The sequence below is a fragment of the Subdoligranulum variabile genome, assembly GCF_025152575.1.
Taxonomy (GTDB): Bacteria; Bacillota; Clostridia; order Oscillospirales; family Ruminococcaceae; genus Gemmiger; species Gemmiger variabilis.
Window position 1 is genome coordinate 1,530,259 of sequence record NZ_CP102293.1, and the last position, 22,521, is coordinate 1,552,779.

Here is a 22,521-nt window from a genome sequence, read left to right on the forward strand (position 1 = left end):
TTATTTTCAGTTTGGTACAAGGAGGTGGTTCCATGAAAACTCTGCGGCGCATAGCCATCCTTTTCTTTGGCGTTGTCTTTGCAATCAGCTTGTTTATGCTGGCCCGTATTCTGGTGCAGGGCAGGCAGGAGCAGGCTGCTTTTGATCGGCTCTCAGCCGCCCTGGAGCAGCCGGAAAGCGCCGACGGCCAGAACCCCGAGCAATCCCCTTATGAAGCGCTGAAAGAGCAAAACCCGGACTTTTTCGGGTGGATTTCCATAGAGGGAACCAACATCGACTACCCGGTCATGTTTACACCCGATGCCCCGGAACATTATCTGCGCCGTGCCTTCGACGGCAGCAGCTCTCAAAGCGGCGTGCCCTTTCTCTCTGCCGATTGTTTTGCAGGAGGCGGCAACTGGCTCATCTATGGCCACAACATGAAGAACGGCTCCATGTTTGCGGATCTGCTCAACTACGCCAGGAAAGATTTCTGGCAGGCGCATCCCCTGATTCAGTTTGATACACTGGAAGAAGAAGGCACCTATGAAGTGTTCGCTGCCTTCTACGTCCGGGTGTACACAGAGGGAGAAAGCGGCTTTGCGTACTATGAATACACCGACATAAGCCAGCAGGCTGATTTTGAGGAATATCTGGCACAGGTTTCCGGGGCCGCCCTGTATGATACTGGGGTGGAAGCCCAATACGGTGACCAGCTGATCACTCTGTCCACCTGCACAAACCGCTCTCAGGATGAGCGGTTTGTGTTGGTTGGCAGACAAATCCAGCATCAAGACAGCTGATGGCGAATCACACAGAGAACTTGACATTGTTTTCCATATTTTTCCATAACTCGACAAGTTTTGCAAACAATATATAGTATGATATAGTTATAATATAACACTATATATAGTTTCGTGGATCAAATTGAACATGACTTGACGAGGAAGGAAGGGGAAGAATGGTTAAGGCAAGTAGCACAGCAACTTGTTCCTCTATGCCCCTGGTTTGCCGATAAACCTGTTTCCCAAATCACCAAGGCCGATTACAAAAGGCTCATGGAGGAAATTGATAACGATGGCATCAGGGTACATGAAAAGGCATTTCTCCTTCCTGAAGCAAGGAAATACAAAACAAAGTCCTTTAACAAATTGGCTGTCGGCCATGACATAACCGCCTACACAATGGCAGAAGCCTTCCGTGGTAAACATGTTTCAAGACACTCAGCAGAAGAAATTTCCAAAGCGCTGGGTGTTCAGTTGGAACAGGCTTTCCGTATTGAAGGTACTGAAACGACATTGACCCGCAAAACCCTTCGAGAGTATGCTCTGTTTGCACGTCAGGTTTTACAGTTTGCCAGTGATCAATACGGTACGGTACAACCGGCGTTTACCCTTCCGGCACGGGGAACACGTCCCCGCTTTGTGGACTGTCTGCATGAGGATGAAGTAAAACGGTTACTGAACTATCTTCCCAATTGCAGTATGCTTGAGCAGACAATCGTACAAGCACTCCTCAATACCGGAATGCGACGTGGTGAGTTGGCGGGCCTTACATGGGAAGATATAAACTTCAAGCAGTGTACGGTTCATGTGTATAAATCTCTTCTGGTTTTCGATGAGTTTGGATACCAACTGACCACAACCAAAGAATCCAACGACCGGTACATAGACGTAGCACCTGAATTTATGACCTTTATGAAAAGGTGCTATGAATTATGGAAATGTCAGCGCAAGATGATGGGAGCCAGCTGGCAAAACTCTATCGAAAAGAAACGCTGTAAATACCCTGATTCCCTCCGAGCGCTGGCGGGCAACAATTTTGTGATCTGCGATGATCATGGTTGGCCGCTCAATCCGGACAGTTATGCTTGCATCGTCAAAAGAATCGGAGACAAAGCCGGTATCCGGCATCTCCATCCCCACATGTTCCGACACACTTTCGTCAGCATTCTGATGTCCAACCCTGACATTGGTGTTGCCACAGTAGCTGCTGAAGCAGGCCATGCCCAACCCAGTACAACCCTGATGATCTACACTCAGCAGTACAAAAAACGCCAAGAATCAATTCGCAGCCAGCTCAGCCGTGAATTGTACGGAGCATAAAAGAAGAACGTGCCTCGTCGTTAAAAAATGACGTAGGCACGTTCTTTTTGGTGGGCCAGGCAGGGTTCGAACCCGCGACCAAGCGGTTATGAGCCGCCAGCTCTGACCAGCTGAGCTACTGGCCCGTAAGATATACTATTGAACTCCTAAAACACCATCTCGTAGCCAATCCGTAGCCAAAACGGTGTTTTTAGAAGGTATCGCAAAATAAAATGACGATATATCGTGATTTCAAAAAGATATTTTGGTTAAACTAACAGGTTATGAGCCGCCAGCTCTGACCAACTGAGCTAATGGCCCGCATCAGTCGTACACAATAGTATACCACAATTTGATCCCATTGCCAAGTCCCCCGGCATTTTTTGGCCTGTCCCCACATACCTTGTGCCAAAGGGGGATGAACCTATGGGTCGTTTGGGTTGGGCGCTGGCAGCGGTGCTGCTGCTTCTCACGGTGGCCACGGCGCCGCTGCTGCTGCCGCAGCACCTTTCGCCGGACACGCCGTCCGCCACTGCCGCCCCCACGCCCGCTGCCACCGCTGTGCCGGAACGTACTGCGCCCTACCGCGCGGTCTGGGTCAGCTATCTGGAATGGCAGCAGGTGGATTTCTCCGGCGCCGACGCCTTCTCCCGGGACATCGCCGCCATGCTGGACAACATCGCTTCGGTGGGGGCCACCGTGGTGCTGGCCCAGGTGCGGCCCTTCGGGGATGCCCTCTATCCCAGCGACTACTTCCCTTTCAGCCACCTCTGCACCGGCATCCAAGGCCGGGACCCCGGCTTCGACCCCCTGGCCCTGCTGGTGGAAGCCGCCCATGCCAGCGGCCTGGAACTGGAAGCCTGGGTCAACCCCTACCGCCTCCAGGCGGGGGGCGTGCCCGCTCTCTGCGATCAAAGCCCCGCCGTCACCCATCCCGACTGGGTCAAAAAGACCGAGACAGGCAGCTACCTTGACCCCGCCAACCCCGACGTGCGGCAGTACATCGCCGACGGGGTGGAGGAACTCTGCCGGAACTACGCCCTGGACGGCATCCACTTCGACGACTATTTCTACCCCACCACCTCGGCAACCTTCGACGCGGCGGAGTACGCCGCCGCCCAGACCGGCCTTTCCCTGGCGGACTGGCGGCGGGACAACGTCAACGCCCTCATGAGCCTCTGCCACGGCGTCACCGCCCGGTACGGCGTGCGGCTGGGAGTGGCGCCCCTGGGGGACCCGGAACTCTGCTATGACGGCCAATACAGCGATGCCGCCCGGTGGCTGGCACAGGGCGGCTATGTGGATTATCTCATGCCCCAGCTCTACTGGGGTCTGACCTATGAACAGAACGGCGACACCGCCCACAGCCTGGACACCCTGGCCGCCCGGTGGGCGGACCTGCCCCGGGCAGAGGGGGTGGCCCTCTATGTGGGACTGGGGGCCTACCGCATCGGCGACGGGGACGGCTCCACCGCCGGCGCCGCCGAATGGCAGAGCGGTCACGCCCTGGCCGACCAGCTGGACGCCCTGGAAACCCTGGGCATCGGCGGGGCAGGGCTCTACCGGTACGCCTCCCTCTGGGCCAACAGCGACTGGCCCGACCTGGCCGACGCCGAGCGTCAGGCCCTGGCGGCGCGGTGGGTCACAGCAGCCCCCGGGTATTGAGGCGGTAGCCTACCTTGAACACCGTCTGGATCTCCTGCTCCAGGCCCAGCTTGCGCCGCACCCGGTTGATGTGCACATCCACCGTGCGGCTCTCCCCGATGTAATCGTAGCCCCAGGCGTCGGTGAGCAGCTGGCTGCGGGTCAGGGCAATGTTGCGGTTGCGTACCAGCGTTTCCAGCAGGGCATACTCCCGGGGGGTCAGGGCTACCTCCTCCTCCTGCCGGAACACCCGGTGGGCCCGCAGATCAATGAACAGGTCCTTGAACCGGAACTCCGTCAGCTTGCGGCTTGCCCGCCGCAGCAGCGGATAGGTTCTGGGTTTTGATTCCGTAACAAAGGTCTCCTGCAAGGCAATGGCGTTGGACACGGGACAGCCCTCCTTCTGATATTCTTTCTCTGTCTATATACTATAACGACAGATGTTGCCGACTTGTTACAAATATTGCCAATGTTTACACAAAATTAAAAATAATGTCTGATTTTTGCGAAAAAGATTTGGTTTTCCACCGCCCGGGAGGGTTTTCCCCGGGCGGTTTTTTTGCAGGCTGTGAAGAACGGTGGAAACTTTTCACCCCGATTTTGGCGGACCTCCGTCGATTTCGGAAAGATTCCCCAGTTTTCCACCCGGTTTTCCACAGTTTCAACCGAGTTTTCCACCATTCCACCGTGGATAACTCTGTGGAAAGTGTGGAAAACCCCGGGGAAATCCAGAAAAACCCGATTCCTGCGCGGATTTTTCCATTCGTTCAAAGTCCATTCACATGCGGTTCATGATTTCGGCGCATGCTATACCTTGTAAGGAGTGAATGACCTATGAAAGAAACGACACCCCCCAAAGATCCCAAGAAAAAACTTTGGATCGGGTATGCCATTGTACTGGTGCTGCTGCTGCTCAGCAACATCTTCCTCTTCCCGGCCATGATGCAGGCCGGGGTCAAAAGCGTCAACTACAGCGACTTCCTCCAGATGCTGGAGGACAAGGAGCTGACCACCGTCCAGCTGGAAGACCAGCAGATCTACTTTGTGGACAAGAACGACCAGTCCTACAAGACCAACGCCATCGCCCAGGACGGCGACCTGGTGAACCGTCTGGAGGATGCGGGCGTGGAGTTCGGCACCGTCTACCAGAACCCCACCATCTGGGATTCCCTGCTGAATCTGGTGCTCAGCTGCCTGCCCTTTATCGTGCTGTTCTGGCTGGCCAACCGGATGCTCACCAAGCGGATGCAGAACATGGGCGGCGCCAACTCCATGTTCTTCGGCGGCAAGTCGGGGGCCAAGCAGTATGTGGTGGACGACAAGACCGGCATCAAGTTCCAGGACGTGGCCGGCGAGGACGAAGCCAAGGAAAGTCTGCAGGAGATCGTGGATTTCCTGCACAACCCCAAGAAATACGAGGACATCGGCGCCAAGATGCCCAAGGGCGTGCTGCTGGTAGGCCCTCCGGGTACCGGCAAGACGCTGCTGGCCCGGGCCGTGGCCGGTGAGGCGGGCGTGCCCTTCTTCTCCATCGCGGGCAGCGAGTTCGTGGAGATGTTCGTGGGCATGGGTGCCTCCAAGGTGCGTGACCTCTTCAAGCAGGCCGCCGAGAAGGCCCCCTGCATCGTCTTCATCGACGAGATCGATACCATCGGCAAGAAGCGGGACGGCGCCGGTTCCATCGGCGGCAACGACGAGCGGGAACAGACGCTGAACCAGCTGCTCACCGAGATGGACGGCTTCGACGCCACCAAGGGCGTGGTGATCCTGGCCGCCACCAACCGTCCCGAGTCCCTGGACCCGGCCCTGACCCGTCCCGGCCGGTTTGACCGCCGCGTGCCGGTGGAGCTCCCCGACCTGAAAGGCCGGGAGAGCATCCTGCGCCTCCACGCCAAGAAGGTCAAACTGGGCCCCGACTGCGACTTTGCCATCGTGGCCCGGATGACCCCCGGTGCCTCCGGCGCCGAGCTGGCCAACATCATCAACGAGGCGGCCCTCTGCGCCGTGCGCCACCGCCGCAAGGCTGTGACCCAGTTCGACCTCCAGGAGGCCGTGGACACCATCCTGGCGGGCGCCCAGAAGAAAAACAAGATTTTGAACGACAAGGAAAAGTGCATCGTCGCCTATCACGAGGTGGGCCACGCCCTGGTGGCGGCCCTCCAGACCCACAGCGCCCCCGTGCAGAAGATCACCATCGTGCCCCGTACCTCGGGCGCCCTGGGCTTCACCATGCAGGTGGATGAGGGCGACCATACCCTCATGACCCGCGAGGAGATCCTCAACAAGATCGCCACCCTCACCGGCGGCCGGGCGGCGGAGGAGCTGATCTTCCACTCCATCACCACCGGCGCCTCCAACGACATCGAGCAGGCCACCAAGCTGGCCCGGGCGGCGGTCACCCGCTACGGCATGACCGACGACTTCGACATGGTGGCCCTGGAGACGGTGAACAACGCCTACCTGGGCGGCGACGCCAGCCTGGCCTGCAGCCAGCAGACCGCCGCGGCGGTGGACGCCAAGGTGGTGGAGCTGGTCAAGGAAGCCCACCGCAAGGCCCTGGATCTGCTGGCCGACAACAAGCGCAAACTGGATGAAATCGCTCAATATTTGTATGAAAAAGAAACCATCTCCGGCGAGGAATTCATGCGGATTTTGAACGCTCAGCCGCAATTACCGGCCCCCAATCCGACAGATTCCACAAAAGAAAGCCAGTAATTTTGTGCTTTTATACCCTTGCAACCCCTTGACGAATGGGGTGCCGCCCTGTATCATAAAAGAAAACTTCCCAGTGAGAGGGGGAACACAGAGTGACGTTCGAGGAACTGCAGGAGCTTTTGGCCGAACAGTTCAGCTGTGACACAGCGGAACTGAAGCGCGGCGTAGCGCTCAGCGACCTGGGCGCCGACCATGAGGACATGGTGGAACTGGCCTGGGGACTGGGCGAGGCGCTGGGCGTCGAGATCGACGAGAGCGAGCTGAACGTGGATATGACGGTCGGCGAACTGTGGCGCTTTGCCGTTGACCTGGCTGAAAACGCCGAGATGTAAAAACAAAGCGGCCCGCCCCCTACAGGGCGGGCCTTTTTGCTGTGTACAGGAAGGATAAGGGTATGGCACAACGGAAAAAACGGTATCTGCTGGCGCTGGTGCTGCTGCTGGCCGCGGGACTGGCCCTGATGCTGGTCTACGCTTCCCGCAAGCAGGGCTACCATGTGGACGAGCTGTATACCTACGAGCTGACCAACTATCCCGGGGGATTCTACGCCCTTCAGGACGGCTACCTGGATACCTGGCAGGAGGGCAGCCTCTTTGCAAGCGCCCTCCACCCGGACCACGCCTTTGACTACGCCATCCCCTGGAACAACCAGAAGATCGACGTCCATCCGCCGCTCTACTACTGTGTGGTCTACACCTTCGAGTGTCTCTTCCCCGGCCTGCCGCTGCCCTGGGCGGGCCTTCTGCCCAACTTCCTCTGCATCCTGGGGGCGACCTTCGCCCTCTACTGGGCCGCCCGCCGCATGACCGGCCGGTTCTGGGTGTCCTGGGTGGCGGCAGCGGTCTTTCTGCTCAACGTGGGAACCCAGGGCATGGCGGTCTTTACCCGGATGTACGCCCTCCTCATGCTGGAAACGGTGCTGCTGGTGCTGGCCCATCTGACCCTCTACCGCCAACTGCTGGCCCGGCAGACCCCCCGCTGGGTCTTCCTGGGACTGGCCGCCGCCACCTTCGCCGGGGCGCTGACCCAGTATTTCTTCCTGGTGTTCTGCTTCTTCTTCTGCGGGCTGTTTGGCCTGTGGCTGCTCTGCACCCGCCGCTGGAAGACCGCCGCCTGCTATGTGGTGGCTGAATTCGGCGGCCTGGGGCTGGCCTATCTCGCATTCCCCACCATGAAACAGCACATCTTCTCGGGCTCCCGCGGCCAGCAGGCCCTGGGCAGCTTCTTTGACCTGAGCACCCTCTCGGACTGGGCTGCCAGCGTGGGCCGGGTGCTCAACCTGCTGGGCGCCCAGTTCGGCGGCGCCGTACTCTGGGCGCTGCTGGTGCTGCTGGCGGCGGCGCTCCTCTGGAAAGCGGGCTGCCGTCCCCGGGGCATGGGGCTTTTCGCCTGTATGCTGGCGGCGGCGGGGCTGTTCTACATCATCGCCATCGACAAGGCCGCCCCCTTTGAGGCCGACCGCTACTATGTGCTGCTCTACGGGCCGCTGATCCTGGCCGCCGCCCTGGTGCTGGCCCGGCTGGCGCGGCTCTATCCCAGGTGGGAGCCGCTGATGGCCCTGGTGGTGCTGGTGCCGGTGCTGGCAGCCCATCTGACGGTGGGCAACGATTACCTCTACACCCAGTACGCCGGCCGCGCCCCCGCCCTGGCGGACACCGCTTCCCTGCCCGCCGTGGTGCTGAACAAGGCGGGCTACGATGTGGCCCCCGACCTGTTCCTGCCGGAGTTCGCCCAGCGGGAGGCCGTCTACCAGGCCCACTGCGGCGACGAGGCGGAAAGCCTGGCCGATGCGGTGGCGAGCCGGGATCTTTCGGGCGGGTTTGTGCTCTACGGGTACATCTACGACGCCGGTGAGCTGCTGGATCTGGCGGAAAGCGTGCTGGACATCCGGTCGGCCACCCTCCTCACCGACGTGGCCCGCTGCCCGGTGTATTATATTACCCTGGCGGAATGAGAAACCTACTTTCTTTGCCCCTACTTTCTTTGCCCCTACTTTCTTTGCAAAGAAAGTAGGCAAAGAAACTCCAAATATTTGCCCGTGGATCACGCGCTGCGGCAAAAGGGCGGCTCGCCCTTACGCCGCGGCACAGAGAAAGCAGGCAAAGAAACTCCAACTATTTAGCCCGTGATATTCTTGTATCTGAAATAACGGTAGGGCGGGGTCTTGACCCCGCCGGAAAAGCAACGGCAATCGCCCATTCCCACGGCGGGGATGAATCCCCGCCCTACAACCAAAATACAGGTTTGTTTTTATACAAAAAAGGCATGGTCGTATGACCATGCCTTTTTGGTTAAAATTTCTTTGGTCCTTTCTTTATAAAGAAAGGACGGTTATCCTCTGGTGCCTACAATGCTGGAATCGGTGCTCCAGCCCTGGAGGTCGGTGGGGGTCAGGCTGGACATCCAGTTCTCGTGTTCAGCGTCCCACTGATCCCAGGCCTCCTGGCTGCGGATGGCCGTGCCCGTCAGGTAGCTGTCGTCCCAGGGATTGGCCGGGTCCGGGTCGGTGGGATCCCAGCCCCGTTTGCTCTCGTCCTTGGGGTCGGTGTAGATCGTCCCCGGCTTGCCCATGGGCCCCGGGTTCTCGGCGTCGTCGTAGATCACCACCGGCGTGCCGATGGGACAGTTGTCATAGATCCACTTCACGTCCACCACCGCCAGCCGGATGCAGCCCAGGCTGGCCAGCGTGCCCAGCTCGTTGAACTCGTCGTACTCCACGTCGTCCTTGTGCTGGCTGTAATAGGGCACGCTGTGGAACAGATACCCCCCGTAGATCCGGGTGGCGTACTGCCCGTAGCTGGGACCCATCAGCAGCCGCCAGTCGTAGTTCACCGGCGTGGTCCAGTACCCCGTGGGCGTGTCCTCCCCGCCGCTGCACACCATCGCCATGAACGGCACCGTGTACCGGTTCTCCTCATCCGCCGTGTACACCGTCACCGTGCTGGCCGCACGGTTCACCGCCAGCAGATAGGGGAACCCCTCCTGGGCGTCCAGCGTCATGCCGTCGTCGGCAAACTGCGCCGCCAGGGATTCCATCAGCGTCCTGCCCGCCTCGTCCCAGGTGGTGGGATCGGTGACCTTGGGCGCGTCCTTGGTGGCGTTGGTGGAGGCCGTTGCCATCACCAGCGCACTCTCCGGCGTTTCGGTGGGCGCCGGCGTCGGCGTCGCCGTTGCCGCCGGCGTGGCCGTGGGTTCCGGTTCCTTCGCCTTGCGGGAACAGCCCGCCAACATCGTCACGGCCAGTATCAACGGCAAAATTCGGCGTAGTATCGTCATAGTGTCCATCCTTTTCTTTTTGTTCCTTCTTTGCAAAGAAGGAACCGAAGAAACTCTAACAAAATAACCCGTGAGCGGGCGGCACCCGGAAGGCGTCGGCCGCCCGGTGCAGAAATACCCGGTTTGGGTTACACCTCTACCCCGTACACCTCGTGCACGAACTTCTCCAGCGCGGCAAAGCTGCGGCGCACCTTCTCGGTCCCGATGCAGTAGGCCATCCGGAAATACCCCGGGCACCCGAAGGTATCCCCCGGTACCAGCGCCAGGTCGTAGGCCATCGCCTTGCGGCAGAAGGCGTTGGCGTCCTCCTCCAGCGCTTTCGGGAAGATGTAGAAGGTGCCGTCCGGTTTGCTCACCGTGAAGCCCAGTTTCTTCAGCTCGTCGTAGATCAGGTTCATGTTGGTCTCGTAGACCTGCAGGTCGCTGGTCAGGTCGATGCAGCGGCCCACCGCCCACTGGAACAGCCCCGACGGACAGTTGTGCCCCGTCCCCCGGGAGATCTGCCCGCACATGGGCACGATATAGTCGGCGTCCTCGGCGTGGGGGTTCACCGCCACATACCCGATGCGCTCCCCCGGTACGCTCAGACTCTTGGAGAAGGAGTAGCAGGTCAGGGTGTCGGCGTAGAACTTGGCGGGATACGGCACCTCCACCCCGCCGAAAGCGATCTCCCGGTAGGGTTCGTCCGAGATCAGGAAGATGTGGTGACCGTATTTTTTGCCGGTGGCGGTCAGGTAGTCGGCCAGCCGGGTCAGCGTCTCGGCGCTGTAGGCCACGCCGCTGGGATTGTTGGGCGAGTTGATGAGCACCGCGGCGGTGTTCTCGTCCACCAGACCGTCCAGGGCGTCAAAGTTGATCTGGAAATCCTCCACCCGGGGCGGCGCCACCCGCAGCGTCAGGCCGGCGCCCTCCACGTAGGGCTTGTATTCCGGGAAGAACGGCGCAAAGGTCACGATGTTCTGTCCCGATACCCCCACGCACCGGATGGCATGGGCCAGCGCCCCCGCCGCCCCCGACGTCATGAAGATGTGCCCCGCCGTGTAGTCCATCCCGAAACGGCGGTTCAGGCTTTCCGCTACCTGGGCGCGCACCTCCGGCAGCGTCAGCGTGGGGGTGTAGCCGTGCAGCGCCACCGGGTCGGTGTGTTCCAGCAGGTCCAGGCACGCTTCGGTGAACTGCGGCGGACACGGTACCGATGGATTGCCCAGCGAATAGTCAAACACATTCTCGTACCCGATCTCTTTGCCCCGGGCTGTGCTCCATTCGGAAATTTCCCGAATCACCGACTTCGCTCCCAGCATATCTTTGTAGTGCTGCGCAATCATAGTACCATGTCTCCTTTACAGATTTTGTTGAATTCCCTACTTTCTTTGCAAAGAAAGTAGACAAAGAAACTCCAACCATTTGCCCCGGAAATTTCTTACTCCCGATTACCCCAGAATGACCTTTTCCAGGTCGGCGGCGGTGGCGGCCAGGTATTCTGCCCCCGCTTCCTGCAGCTCCTCCCGGGTGCGGAAGCCCCACAGCACGCCGCAGCAGGGCAGCCCCGCGTTGTGGGCCGTGGCCACGTCCACGTTGCTGTCCCCCACATAGAGCACCTTGCCGGAGGCCGGGTCCACCCCCAGGTGCTCCATCAGCGCCCGGGTGCCTTCCGGCGCGGGCTTGGTGGGAACCCCCGGCCGCGCCCCCCGGATGACCTCGAACAGGCTGCGGTCAAAGTACCGCGCCACCACGTCCCCGGCAAACTCGTCGGCCTTGTTGGAGTACACCGCCATCCGGATGCCCTGCTCGTGCAGCCGGGCCAGCAGCTCCGGCATGCCCGGGTAGGGCGCCGTCTTGTCGAACATGTGCGCGCCGTACTGGGCGTCGAATTCTTTCAGCGTGGCGGCCAGCTGTTCGGGGCTGCGCGCCGATTCCGGGCTGAACCGCTCCACCAGTTTGGGGATGCCGTTGCCCACAAAATAACGATACTGCGATACTTCGTAGGTGGGCCAGCCGTGGGCCGCGCAGACCCGGTTGGCGGAATCCGCCAGGTCATCGATGGTGTTCAGCAGGGTGCCGTCCAGATCAAACAATACGGTAGTATACATTTTTCCCTTTCCCCTCTTTATCGTTACAGATACCTTTATTATAGTGGCATGCGACAAAAACAGCAAGACGATTTTGGCGCTTTTGCCAATCCGCACAGAAAATAGTTGTAAAATCTGCGAAAAAACAGTACCCTCCCCCGCCGGATTTATGGTATGATAGAAGCGCGAATCTATAAGGAGGCCTTGTCCCCATGGAAATTTTGTTTGATCTGCTCCGGTCCGTCGTCTACGGCGTCATCGAGGGCATCACCGAATGGCTGCCCATCTCCAGCACCGGTCATATGATCCTGGCTGAACAGGTACTGAAGTTCAGCTTTGACGAGGAATTCATGTCCATGTTCCGCGTCGTCATCCAGCTGGGCGCTATCCTGGCGGTGGTGGTCCTCTATTTCAAGAAGCTGTGGCCTTTCTGCGCCGACAACGGCCGGGATTCCGGTCTGGCCAAACATCTGCGCTGGCCGGTGGTCCGTCTCTGGCTCAAAATCATCGTGGCCTGTCTGCCCGCCGCCGTACTGGGCTTTTTGCTGGATGACTGGCTGGACGCCCATCTCTACAACAGCGTGGTGGTGGCCATCATGCTCATCGTCTACGGCGTGGCGTTCATCCTCATCGAGCGCCGTCCCCGGGTGCCTTCCACCACCAAGCTCAGCCGCATCACCTACAAGCAGGCCATTCTGGTGGGCGCCTGGCAGGTGCTGGCCATGATCCCCGGCACCTCCCGCAGCGGCGCCACCATCGTGGGCGGTCTGCTCTGCGGTATGAGCCGCCCCTGCGCGTCCCAGTTCACCTTCTTCCTGGCCATCCCCGTCATGGCCGGCGCTTCCGGCCTCAAGGTCGTCAAGTATGTGCTGGGCGGCAGCAGCTTCACCATGCCCGAGGTCCTGGCCCTCATCGTGGGCTGTGTGGTGGCCTTCCTGGTGTCCATGGCCGCCATCCGCTTCCTCATGAACTACGTCAAGAAACATACCTTCACCGCCTTCGGCTGGTACCGCATCGCCCTGGGCATCGTCGTCCTGGGCATCTGGATCGCTCAGACCGCCCTGGCTGCTTGATGTTCCTTCTTTGCAAAGAAGGAACCGAAGAAATTCCAAACAAAAATCCCGCTATGGAATCTCCATAGCGGGATTTTTAATTGGATTCCCCGGCACCGTCTTGCAGAAAAGGGGCAAACCCAGGGCAGGCAAACAGCCGGGCCTTCCCGCACCGCAGCCCGGCAGGAAAACGGAAAAAGGGGTGACCGTGTGCGGCCCTGCCATGCCCCCATAAGTCTTTGCCGGATGCATGGGATGCTCTGTGCTTTTCAGGAGGAAGTTCCGGAAGGATCCCAACAAAAATCCCCGCCCGGGGGAACCCGGACGGGGATTTTTATAGGAAATTCTTTTGGTACTTTTCTTATAAGAAAAGTACAGAGAATCTCATGCGCACAAGATTACTTGTACAGCTCGACCAGGCGGGTCAGGTGCTCGTAACGGGCATCGGCAGCTTCCTGGTTCTTGGCGAACAGTTCCTTCGCACGCTCGGGGAAGGCGCGGGCCAGACGGCTGTAACGGGTCTCGTTGTTCAGGAAGTCCTGATACTTGCTCATATCGCCGGCCTTGGAGGTCAGGGTGAAGGGGTTCTTGCCCTCGGCCTTGTTGGCGGGATTGAAGGTGAACAGGTTCCAGTAACCAGCCTCGACGGCCTTCTTCATCTCGTTCTGGCAGTTGGTCATGCCGCCCTTGACACCGTGCAGCTCGCAGGGAGCGTAGCCGATGATGATGGACGGGCCGGGATACGCCTCGGCCTCGGCAATGGCCTTGACAGCCTGGGCCATGTTGGCGCCCAGAGCGATCTGAGCAACGTAGATGTAGCCGTAGGTCATGCAGATCTCGGCCAGGCTCTTCTTGCTGATCTCCTTGCCGGCAGCAGCGAACTGGCAGACCTCACCGATGTTGGAGGCCTTGGAAGCCTGTCCGCCGGTGTTGGAGTACATCTCGGTGTCGAAGACCATGACGTTGACATCGTGGCCGGAAGCCAGGACGTGATCCAGGCCGCCGTAACCGATGTCGTATGCCCAGCCGTCGCCGCCGAAGATCCAGAAGCTCTTCTTGGCCAGGTACTGCTTGTCCTTCAGGATCTCCTGAGCCTCAGCGGAGCCGTCCGCCTCGAGAGCGGCGACCAGAGCCTTGGCGGGCGCATCGTTGGCCTTGGTGTTGGCCTTGGTCTCGATGAACTTGTCGATGACAGCATCCAGCTCGGCGCTCTTGCCCTTCATGGCGACAACCTTCTTGATCAGGTTCTCGCGGATGGTCTCGTAGCCGATCTGCATACCGAGGCCATGCTCGGCGTTGTCCTCGAACAGGGAGTTGATCCAGGCGGGACCATAGCCGGACTCCTTGTTGGTGGTGTACGGGCTGATGGAAGCGGTACCGCCCCAGATGGAGGAGCAGCCGGTGGCGTTGGAGATGAACATCTTCTCGCCGAACAGCTGGGTGATCAGGCGGGCGTAGGAAGTCTCGGCACAGCCAGCGCAGGAGCCGGAGAACTCAAGCAGCGGCTGGTTGAACTGAGAACCCTTGACGGAGATCTCGGAAACCACACCGGGGACGTTGTCCTTCTTGCGGATGTTCTCGACGCAGTAGTCGAAAGCAGCCTGCTGAGCGGACTGGCTCTCCTGGGGCTTCATCTCGATGGCCTTGGTCGGGCAGACCGTGACGCACTCGCCGCAGCCCATGCAGTCCAGAGGAGACACAGCGATGGTGAACTTGTACTCGCTGGCCTTGGGCTTGGTGTCGGCGCTCTTCAGGCTCTCGGGGGCCTTGGCCAGCTCGTCGGCGGTCAGGCAGAACGGACGGATGGTGGCATGAGAGCAGACGAAGGCACAGTTGTTGCACTGAATGCACTTGGAGGGATCCCATTCGGGCACCATGACGGCGGTGCCGCGCTTCTCGTAAGCGGAAGCGCCCAGTTCCCATTCGCCGTTGGGGTTATGGGCAAAGGCGGAAACCGGCAGGCTGTCGCCGTCCATACGGCTGATGGGCTCCATGACCTCGCGGATCATCTTGACCAGCGGAGCGGGTCCCTTCAGCTCGGCGGGAGCAGCATCGGGAGCGGGGTTGTGCCAGCTCTCGGGCACCTCGACCTTGTGGACAGCGTCCACACCGGCGTCGATGGCCTTCCAGTTCATCTCGACAACGGCGTCGCCCTTCTTGCCGTAGCTCTTCTTGGCGGCGGCCTTCATGTACTCGACGGCCTCGTCGATGGGCATGACGTCAGCCAGCTTGAAGAAGGCGGACTGCAGGATCGTGTTGGTGCGCTTGCCCATGCCGATCTCGATGGCCTTGTCGATGGCGTTGATGGTGTACAGCTGGATGTTGTTGTCGGCAATGTACTTCTTGTCGGCAGCGTTCAGGTGCTGATCCAGCTCCTCGTCCGTCCACTGGCAGTTGATCATGAAGACACCGCCGGGCTTGACGTCCTGCACCATCTTCATGCCCATGTGGATGTAGGCGGGGTTGTGGCAGGCCACGAAGTCGGCCTGGTTGATGTAGTAGGGGCTGCGGATGGGCTTGTCGCCGAAACGCAGATGGCTGATGGTCACACCGCCGGTCTTCTTGGAGTCGTACTGGAAGTACGCCTGGATGTACTTGTCGGTGTGGTCGCCGATGATCTTGGTGGAGTTCTTGTTGGCGCCGACGGTGCCGTCACCGCCCAGACCCCAGAACTTGCACTCCTTGGTGCCGGGGGCGGAGGTGATGGGCGCGGGCTTGACCTCAGGCAGGCTGAGGTTGGTCACATCGTCCACGATGCCGATGGTGAAGCGGCTCTTGGGGGCATCCTTGGCCAGCTCGGTGTACACAGCGAAGACGCTGGACGGCGGGGTGTCCTTGCTGCCCAGGCCGTAACGGCCGCCGGTCAGCACGATGTCGTTCAGGCCGGCCTCACGCAGAGTGGCGGCGACATCCAGGTAGAGGGGCTCGCCCAGAGAGCCGGGCTCCTTGGTGCGGTCGAGGACCGCGATCTTCTTGACGGTCTTGGGCAGGACCTTGAGCAGGGCCTCGGAGACCCAGGGACGGTACAGGCGCACGAGCACCAGGCCGACCTTCTCACCCTTGGCGGTCAGGTAGTCGATGACTTCCTCGGCCACGTCGCAGATGGAACCCATGGCGATGATGACGCGGTCAGCGTCCTCGGCGCCGTAGTAGTTGAACAGGTCGTAGTTGGTGCCGATCTTCTCGTTGATCTTGTCCATGTACTTCTTGACCACCGCGGGCAGGGCCTCGTAAGCGGGGTTGCAGGCCTCACGATGCTGGAAGAAGACGTCGCCGTTCTCATGGGAGCCGCGGGTCTTGGGATGCTCGGGGTTCAGCGCCTCGGCGCGGAACTTGGCAACGGCATCCATGTTGCACATTTCCTTCAGATCTTCGTAGTCCCACTTCTCGATCTTCTGGATCTCATGAGAAGTACGGAAACCGTCGAAGAAGTTCACGAAGGGAACACGGCCCTCGATGGCAGACAGGTGCGCCACGGGGGACAGGTCCATGACTTCCTGCGGGTTGGACTCGGCCAGCATGGCGAAGCCGGTCTGACGGGTGGCGTAAACGTCGCTGTGGTCACCGAAGATGTTCAGGGACTGGGTAGCAACGGTACGGGCACTGACGTCGAAGACGCAGGGGAGCTGCTCGGCTGCGATCTTGTACATGTTGGGGATCATCAGCAGCAGGCCCTGGGATGCGGTGAAGGTGGTGGTGATGGCACCGGTACCAAGAGAACCGTGCACAGCACCGGCAGCACCGGCCTCAGACTCCATCTCCACAACCTTGACCTGGTTGCCGAAGATGTTCTTCAGGCCGGCAGCGCTCCACTGGTCCACCGTATCAGCCATGGGGCTGGACGGAGTGATGGGGTAGATGGCAGCCACATCGGTGAACGCATAGGCTACGTGCGCCGCAGCGGTATTGCCGTCCATAGACTGTTTTGCTCTGGGCATTTTTCTTCCTCCATTTTCAAGAGTAGTTTTGCATTCTGCACGGGCTTTTGCCCCCGCACAGGCCCACGCCTGTCCCGCCCCATGCCTGTGTTTTGCCCCGGACATACGGCTGAATAGACGCTTTTGCATAGCTTTATTGTACCAAAAAACAACCTGATTCGTAAAGGGTTTTTGTTTAGAATGTTGCACAGATTTTCCGGGCGGATGTGTGCATTTTGACTATTTTTCCACAAACGTTTCAAATCATGAAATATGGCAGTCCGGATAATGTCACTTTGTGAAGAATTTCACGCACCGCAAAAATCACAGAATCTCCCGTACCGTCAGGGTTTGTCCCGCCACCGTGAACCGCACCTTGTGCCCCCCGAAATCCAGCGTGTACACCCGCTCCGGGTCGTGCTGGTAGGCCGGCCGGGGGTCGTTTTTCAGCACGCCCAGCAGCGCCGCCCGCTTTTCTTTGGGCAGTTTGTCCAAAAGGGCCTCGTCGCACTGCACGGCCAGGGCGTAGCCGGCGGTCTGTTCGGTGAAACCGCCCCGGGCGTCGGGGTGGGCGTCCACGTAGGGCAGGTAGGGTTTGATGTCATAGATGGGGGTGCCGTCCAGCAGGTCCGCCCCCTTCACCAGCAGGTCGCAGCCCTCGATGCCCGCCAGCTCCACGCAGGAAAGGCCCAGGGCGTTGGGCCGGTAGGGGCTGCGGGTGGCAAACACCCCCCGCCGTACGTTGCCGCCCAGCCGTGGCGGCCGCACGGTGGGCCGCCATTTCTTGCCCGCGGCGTATTCCTCCGCCACGGTGGAAAACTGCCAGATCAGCCACAGGTGGCTGTAACCCTCCAGCCCCGCCAGGGCGTTGGGGTCCCGGTAGTCCGGCTCAAAAACGATGCGGGCGGTGAGTTCCGGCACCAGGCCGCTCTGCCGCGGGATGCCGAATTTGTCGGAAAAGTCGGTGCGGATCCGGGCGATGGGGTGGATGGTGTAGGCGTCAGACATGGATGAAATCCCCCTTTTTGTATAAGTTAACCATAACAGAACGGCCAGATTTGTCAACCTTTTTTCTTGACCGGGGCAAAGAAAAGGGGGTATGCTATTTTTATAAGGAAACCAGAAAGGGGCGGACCACAGATGAAAGGAACGGGATGGGCGGCACTGCTGCTGGGGGCGGTCCTGCTCACGGGATGCAGCGGGCAGTCCACCCAGACCACGGCGGCGGGCACCCATGCCAATGCGGAGACCACCGCCCGGGAGGTCCTGACCGAGCTGTACAGCGCGGGGGCCCAGGATTCGGCGGATTTTGAGGAGGCCCTGGCCCGCAGTGCCACCGGCGAGAGCGCCCTGGACGATTATCTCATCGGCAGGGTGGGGGACAAGCTCAGCGACGAGGGCATGAACGCCGTGCTGGACAACCGGGTCCTGTCCCGGGTGTTCAACGCCTGGCCCTCCACCGAGGTGGCGGCCCAGGACATCGACCTGGACGAGCAGGACGGCACCGGCGACACCAACCGCCGGTACGCCTACACCGTCACCGCCGGCCCGGAAGGGGAGGACCCCCAGCAGTTTACCGGTGTCATCGCCCTGTCCCTCACCGACGGCGTCTGGCAGGTCACAGGCATAGAGTAGGATTGTGTTCCTTCTTTGCAAAGACCTACTTTCTTTGCAAAGAAAGTAGGCAAAGAAACTCCAAACATTTGCCCCGTGAAACCGCAGGTGCGGAACATTCCGCGGCCTGCCCATGCAGGGGAAGCAAGGCAAAGAAACTCCAAACAAACATGCATGGTCCCTGACCATGCATGTTTTTGTATACAAGAATACATTCCGTTGCCACGTGCCGGGAAAATCTCTTCCGGCCGCTCCCTCCCATTCCGGAAATTTGTTGCAAAATAACTTTTTTGAAAAAATCTGCAAAAGGCGGGGGTGGTGGTTCGTACTTATAATAGAGCCCCCGCCGCGGCGGGGGAGAACCCGGAAAATTTACATGAAGCGGCCTTTTCTTTCCCGTCGAAGTATGGTAGAATAAGGCCAATATCCGCTTGGAAAGGGGGCAGGTGTTTGGCACCCATCATCCGCACCGAAAAACTGCGCAAAGTCTACGCCGTGGGCAAGGAGCGCGTCGTGGCGCTCAACGACGTGGACCTGGCCATCGAAAAAGGGGAGTTCTGCTGTATCGTGGGCCAGTCGGGTTCCGGCAAGAGTACGCTGCTCAACATGCTGGCCGGGCTGGAAAAGCCCACCCGGGGCAAGGTGTTCATCGGCAAGCACGAGATCAGCGCCATGACCGAGACCGAGCTGGCCCGGTTCCGGCAGGCCCATCTGGGGTTCATCTTCCAGAGTTACAATCTGCTGCCCACCATGACGGCGGCGGAGAACGTGGCCCTGCCGCTGCTCTTCAAGGGGGTGGACAAAGCCACCCGCATGCGGCTGGCCCGCAAGGAACTGAAGAACATGGGCCTGCTGGGGCGGGCCAACCACCTGCCCACCGAGATGAGCGGCGGGCAGCAGCAGCGCGTGGGCATTGCCCGGGCCTTTGTGAGCAGTCCCAAGGTCATCTTTGCCGACGAGCCCACCGGCAACCTGGACTCCATGACCAGCAAACAGGTGCTTTACCGCATGCTGGAGATGTCCAAACACCAGAAGGTCACCTTCGTCATGGTCACCCACGAGCCGGAACTGGCCCAGTGTGCCGACCGCATCGTGACCATCCTGGACGGCAAGGTGCAGTCCAGCGTCGTGCAGGACGACGAAACCAAACAGAAATACCGCGATGAGCTCTTTGCCGATATGGACGGCAACCTGGACATCGGCGGCGCCGCCAGCAAGGAAACCCCCGCGGCGGCCCAATCCTGACAACAACAACTGGAGGTCTTACATTGAAACGGATCCTGTCCCTGATCGCCCTGCTGGCCCTGGTGGCTTCGCTGGGCATGCCGGTCCTGGCGGAGGACGCTGCCTCGGACAGCAGCAGCACCGGCACCACCCAGACACCTGATACCAACAACAACACCAACAACAATACCACCCCCGCCGCCTCGGACGGCGTCTATGTGGTGGGCTACACCGTCACCGACATTGCCGGCGGGGAGATCACCACCGTGGATGTGGGCGACCACGTGAACATCGTGCTCCAGGTGGTGGACCATTCCTCGGCCCGGTATGCCGTCAAGGCGGAGGAGATCTCCGCCCGGATCAACTCCTCGGTGTTCCAGTATACCGGCATCGGTGAGATCGGCCAGCTGTTCCAGAACAACGACGACCCCAACACCGACCGCCTGAACAAGGTGCGCAACGGTCAGGCCACCGACCAGGAAAAGGCCGACAACGCCTACTATAATTATTACAGCTATGTGCTGCTCTTCCGGGATGTGGTCTACAATGGCGGCGGCAACACCCTGCCCATCAACCTGACCTACCTGGATACCAGCAAGCCCATGCAGCAGTTCAGCGTCCAGATCGGCCAGTGCGTGGACAAGGACCAGACCACCTCCCCCAACCTGCTGGTGCGGTCCTCCAGCTACGGCGAGGGCACCGTCACCGCCGGTGAGGAGTTCGTCCTCTCCCTGGGCATCTACGCCACCGACGCCGGCGAGGACCTCAAAGACGTCATCGTCTCCCTGACCCTGCCCGAGAACGTGTCGCTGTCCAGCGGCAGCCTCTCCAACTACATGGGCACCCTGCCCGCCGGTACCACCCGTACCGTCACCTTCCCCATCCTGCCCGCCTCCGGATTCACCGGCACGGTGGCCAACATCACGGTGAACCTCACCGGCACCGGGTCCATCTCCGGCAAGGCCGTCACCGGCACCACCGCCATCTCGGTGCCCATCAGCCAGCCCGACCGCTTCGAGGTGGGCGAGATGAAAGCTCCCTCCTCCATCGTCCTGGGCGAGACCGCCAGTGTCTCCCTGAGCTACGTCAACAAGGGCAAGAACGCCGTCTCCAACCTGGAGGCCCGCCTCTCCGGCACCAACCTGGGCGCCGGCGGCTACCAGTACCTGGGCAACCTCAACGCCGGTACCGAGGGCAGCGTGGACTTTGACCTTTCCCCCGATTCCGCCGGTGCGGTCTCCGGCACCATCACCCTCAGCTATGAGGATGCCAGCGGCGAGACCCGCACCATCACCAAGGAATTCTCCACCACCGCCGAACAGGCGAGCTTCGACCCCTCCATGATGGACCCCTCCATGGAAGAACCCCAGCAGCCCACCGGTATGCCGGTCTGGGGCTGGGCGGTGATCGTGGTCTGCGGCGTGGTGGTCGTGGTGGTCATCGTGGTGGTGATCAAGCGCCGCAAGAAGAAGAAGGCGTTGGCTCTGGCCGCGCTGGAAGCCGAGGACAGCGATGAAGATCTCTGATGAGATCGTCCTGAGCGCCCGCAACCTTACCCGCCGCAAGGGCCGCACGGCCCTGACCCTCATCGGCGTGGTCATCGGCACCTGCATGGTGGTGCTGATGATCTCCCTGGGCATCGCCCAGAGCCAGGCCAACGACGAGATGCTGCAGAGCTGGGGCGACCTGACCCAGATCCAGGTCTACGGCGGCGGCAGATCCATGGGGGCCGACGGCAAGGTGCTCAAACTGGACGACAAGGCAATTGAAAGTTTCAAAAAACTGGACCATGTGGTGGCCTCCACGGCCTATGTGTCGGCGTATTCCCTTCAGGGCAGCGTCACGGCGGGCACCAACGACCGCTATGTGATGGACCTGAGCAACCTCACCGGTGTGGATCCCACGGCGCTGGAGCCCATGGGATTCAAGCTGGATTCGGGCCGCTGGCCCGATACCGGCCCCGCCAACAAGCGGGCCACCAAACTGCAGGTGCTGGTGGGCGATTACACCGGCTACAATTTCTACGATTCCCGCAAGAGCGAGTCCAGCCCCAACCGCTACCGCTGGCAGGGCATGACCGACTCCCAGGGCAATCAGGTGGAACCCTTTGTCAATGTGGACAAGGACAAGATGACCCTGACCATCAAGACGGGGGAGGGCTCCACCGAAAAGACCCAGACCTGGGAACTGGAAGTGGTGGGACACATCCAGCAGGACGCCAGCAAGGGCTGGTGGACCCAGAGCAACATCATCCTGCGCACCCAGGACCTGAAGATGATCGAGGACGCCTACTACAAGATGGCCAAGATCACCAACAACAATACCTCCTATGACCAGGTCTACGTGAAGGTGGACGACCTGAAAAACGTGGCCGATGTGGAAAAGGCCATCCATGACCTGGGCTTTGAAAACACCTATTCCATGAACCAGCAGCGGGAAGAGATGCAGAAACAGGTGGTGCGCAGCCAGATGATCTTCGGCGGTGTGGCCGCGGTCTCTCTGCTGGTGGCGGCCATCAACATCATCAACACCATGACCATGGCCATCTATGAGCGCACCCGCGAGATCGGCGTCATGAAGGTGCTGGGCTGCGAGCTGGGCAACATCCGCACCATGTTCCTCATGGAAAGCTCCTGCATCGGCTTTCTGGGCGGCGTCATCGGGGTGGCCATCAGCCTGCTGGTGAGTTTCATCCTCAACCATCTGTCGCTGATCCTGTCGGTGTTCGGCCAGAGCATCGACCTGTCGGGATTGCTGGGCGGCGGCATGTATATGGGCGGTATGTCCAGCACCATCTCGGTCATCCCGCCCTGGCTCATGCTGGCGGCTCTCGTATTCGCCACCCTGGTGGGCCTGGTCTCCGGTATCCTGCCCGCCAACAACGCCGTCAAAATCAGCGCCCTGGAAGCCATCCGTCACGACTGAAGGCGTGTTTGTGTTCCTTCTT

The 22,521-nt window shown here is 60.2% G+C and carries 18 protein-coding genes and 1 tRNA gene; 11 read left to right on the top strand and 8 right to left on the bottom strand.

Annotated features, from left to right (window positions below; all coding sequences use genetic code 11):
- Positions 1 to 32 precede the first annotated feature (32 nt).
- Both srtB and NQ490_RS07345 read left to right on the top strand, forming a co-directional pair.
- Entirely contained in the window at positions 33 to 782 is a 750-nt protein-coding gene (gene srtB, locus NQ490_RS07340; protein WP_007048413.1) for a class B sortase, read from the top strand.
- 114 nt (positions 783 to 896) lie between these two features.
- Positions 897 to 2,084, top strand: a complete 1,188-nt coding sequence (locus tag NQ490_RS07345) for a site-specific integrase (protein ID WP_007048412.1) — start codon at positions 897 to 899, stop codon at positions 2,082 to 2,084.
- A 48-nt stretch (positions 2,085 to 2,132) separates the two neighbouring features.
- On the opposite strand, the gene NQ490_RS07350 is transcribed toward NQ490_RS07345, so the two are convergent.
- Positions 2,133 to 2,209 (bottom strand) — tRNA-Ile (locus NQ490_RS07350).
- A gap of 280 nt (positions 2,210 to 2,489) precedes the next feature.
- On the opposite strand from NQ490_RS07350, the gene NQ490_RS07355 reads away from it, so the two are divergent.
- Complete coding sequence (locus NQ490_RS07355) at positions 2,490 to 3,728, top strand: glycoside hydrolase family 10 protein (RefSeq protein WP_007048411.1); 1,239 nt, start codon at positions 2,490 to 2,492, stop codon at positions 3,726 to 3,728.
- Here the strand turns inward: NQ490_RS07355 and NQ490_RS07360 are convergent.
- Complete coding sequence (locus NQ490_RS07360; protein WP_007048410.1) at positions 3,706 to 4,095, bottom strand: winged helix-turn-helix domain-containing protein; 390 nt, start codon at positions 4,093 to 4,095, stop codon at positions 3,706 to 3,708. The two genes, NQ490_RS07355 and NQ490_RS07360, sit on opposite strands and share 23 nt — an antisense overlap.
- Before the next feature lie 95 nt (positions 4,096 to 4,190).
- Positions 4,191 to 4,478: a hypothetical protein gene (locus NQ490_RS07365; RefSeq protein ID WP_147644585.1), complete on the bottom strand. Its 288-nt coding sequence runs from the start codon at positions 4,476 to 4,478 to the stop codon at positions 4,191 to 4,193.
- Between the two features lie 63 nt (positions 4,479 to 4,541).
- On the opposite strand from NQ490_RS07365, the gene ftsH reads away from it, so the two are divergent.
- The 3 genes from ftsH (at position 4,542) to NQ490_RS07380 (ending at position 8,376) form a co-directional block, all read left to right on the top strand.
- On the top strand, positions 4,542 to 6,422 hold the full coding sequence (gene ftsH / locus NQ490_RS07370) for an ATP-dependent zinc metalloprotease FtsH (protein ID WP_007048408.1): 1,881 nt from the start codon (positions 4,542 to 4,544) through the stop codon (positions 6,420 to 6,422).
- A gap of 92 nt (positions 6,423 to 6,514) precedes the next feature.
- Entirely contained in the window at positions 6,515 to 6,754 is a 240-nt protein-coding gene (locus tag NQ490_RS07375) for a phosphopantetheine-binding protein (protein ID WP_007048407.1), read from the top strand.
- A 62-nt stretch (positions 6,755 to 6,816) separates the two neighbouring features.
- Complete coding sequence (locus tag NQ490_RS07380; protein ID WP_040918704.1) at positions 6,817 to 8,376, top strand: hypothetical protein; 1,560 nt, start codon at positions 6,817 to 6,819, stop codon at positions 8,374 to 8,376.
- A 377-nt stretch (positions 8,377 to 8,753) separates the two neighbouring features.
- On the opposite strand, the gene NQ490_RS07385 is transcribed toward NQ490_RS07380, so the two are convergent.
- The 3 genes from NQ490_RS07385 to NQ490_RS07395 all read right to left on the bottom strand — a co-directional run bounded on the left by NQ490_RS07385 (position 8,754) and on the right by NQ490_RS07395 (position 11,788).
- Positions 8,754 to 9,698: a L,D-transpeptidase gene (locus NQ490_RS07385; protein ID WP_187118486.1), complete on the bottom strand. Its 945-nt coding sequence runs from the start codon at positions 9,696 to 9,698 to the stop codon at positions 8,754 to 8,756.
- Between the two features lie 128 nt (positions 9,699 to 9,826).
- A complete protein-coding gene (locus tag NQ490_RS07390; RefSeq protein ID WP_007048403.1) occupies positions 9,827 to 11,023 on the bottom strand; it encodes a pyridoxal phosphate-dependent aminotransferase in 1,197 nt (398 codons plus the stop codon).
- A 105-nt stretch (positions 11,024 to 11,128) separates the two neighbouring features.
- On the bottom strand, positions 11,129 to 11,788 hold the full coding sequence (locus tag NQ490_RS07395) for an HAD family hydrolase (RefSeq protein ID WP_040918702.1): 660 nt from the start codon (positions 11,786 to 11,788) through the stop codon (positions 11,129 to 11,131).
- 191 nt (positions 11,789 to 11,979) lie between these two features.
- On the opposite strand from NQ490_RS07395, the gene NQ490_RS07400 reads away from it, so the two are divergent.
- Positions 11,980 to 12,840 (top strand): undecaprenyl-diphosphate phosphatase, encoded by an 861-nt coding sequence (locus tag NQ490_RS07400; RefSeq protein WP_007048401.1) that lies wholly within the window; start codon positions 11,980 to 11,982, stop codon positions 12,838 to 12,840.
- 377 nt (positions 12,841 to 13,217) lie between these two features.
- Here the strand turns inward: NQ490_RS07400 and nifJ are convergent, their stop codons facing one another.
- Positions 13,218 to 16,757, bottom strand: coding sequence for a pyruvate:ferredoxin (flavodoxin) oxidoreductase (gene nifJ, locus NQ490_RS07405; protein ID WP_259951729.1), 3,540 nt, complete (start codon positions 16,755 to 16,757; stop codon positions 13,218 to 13,220).
- A gap of 303 nt (positions 16,758 to 17,060) precedes the next feature.
- The gene (gene tsaA / locus NQ490_RS07410) at positions 17,061 to 17,744 is read right to left on the bottom strand and encodes a tRNA (N6-threonylcarbamoyladenosine(37)-N6)-methyltransferase TrmO (protein WP_007048299.1); all 684 of its coding nucleotides are present in this window, start codon (positions 17,742 to 17,744) and stop codon (positions 17,061 to 17,063) included.
- A 132-nt stretch (positions 17,745 to 17,876) separates the two neighbouring features.
- Between tsaA and NQ490_RS07415 the strand changes: the two genes are divergently transcribed.
- The 4 genes from NQ490_RS07415 to NQ490_RS07430 all read left to right on the top strand — a co-directional run bounded on the left by NQ490_RS07415 (position 17,877) and on the right by NQ490_RS07430 (position 22,499).
- A complete protein-coding gene (locus NQ490_RS07415; protein ID WP_007048298.1) occupies positions 17,877 to 18,371 on the top strand; it encodes a hypothetical protein in 495 nt (164 codons plus the stop codon).
- A 429-nt stretch (positions 18,372 to 18,800) separates the two neighbouring features.
- Positions 18,801 to 19,595, top strand: a complete 795-nt coding sequence (locus NQ490_RS07420) for an ABC transporter ATP-binding protein (RefSeq protein WP_007048295.1) — start codon at positions 18,801 to 18,803, stop codon at positions 19,593 to 19,595.
- Positions 19,596 to 19,618: 23 nt separating this feature from the next.
- Positions 19,619 to 21,100, top strand: a complete 1,482-nt coding sequence (locus tag NQ490_RS07425) for a COG1361 family protein (RefSeq protein ID WP_007048294.1) — start codon at positions 19,619 to 19,621, stop codon at positions 21,098 to 21,100.
- On the top strand, positions 21,087 to 22,499 hold the full coding sequence (locus tag NQ490_RS07430; RefSeq protein ID WP_007048293.1) for an ABC transporter permease: 1,413 nt from the start codon (positions 21,087 to 21,089) through the stop codon (positions 22,497 to 22,499). The genes NQ490_RS07425 and NQ490_RS07430 overlap by 14 nt, the downstream gene beginning before the upstream one ends.
- Positions 22,500 to 22,521: the final 22 nt, after the last annotated feature.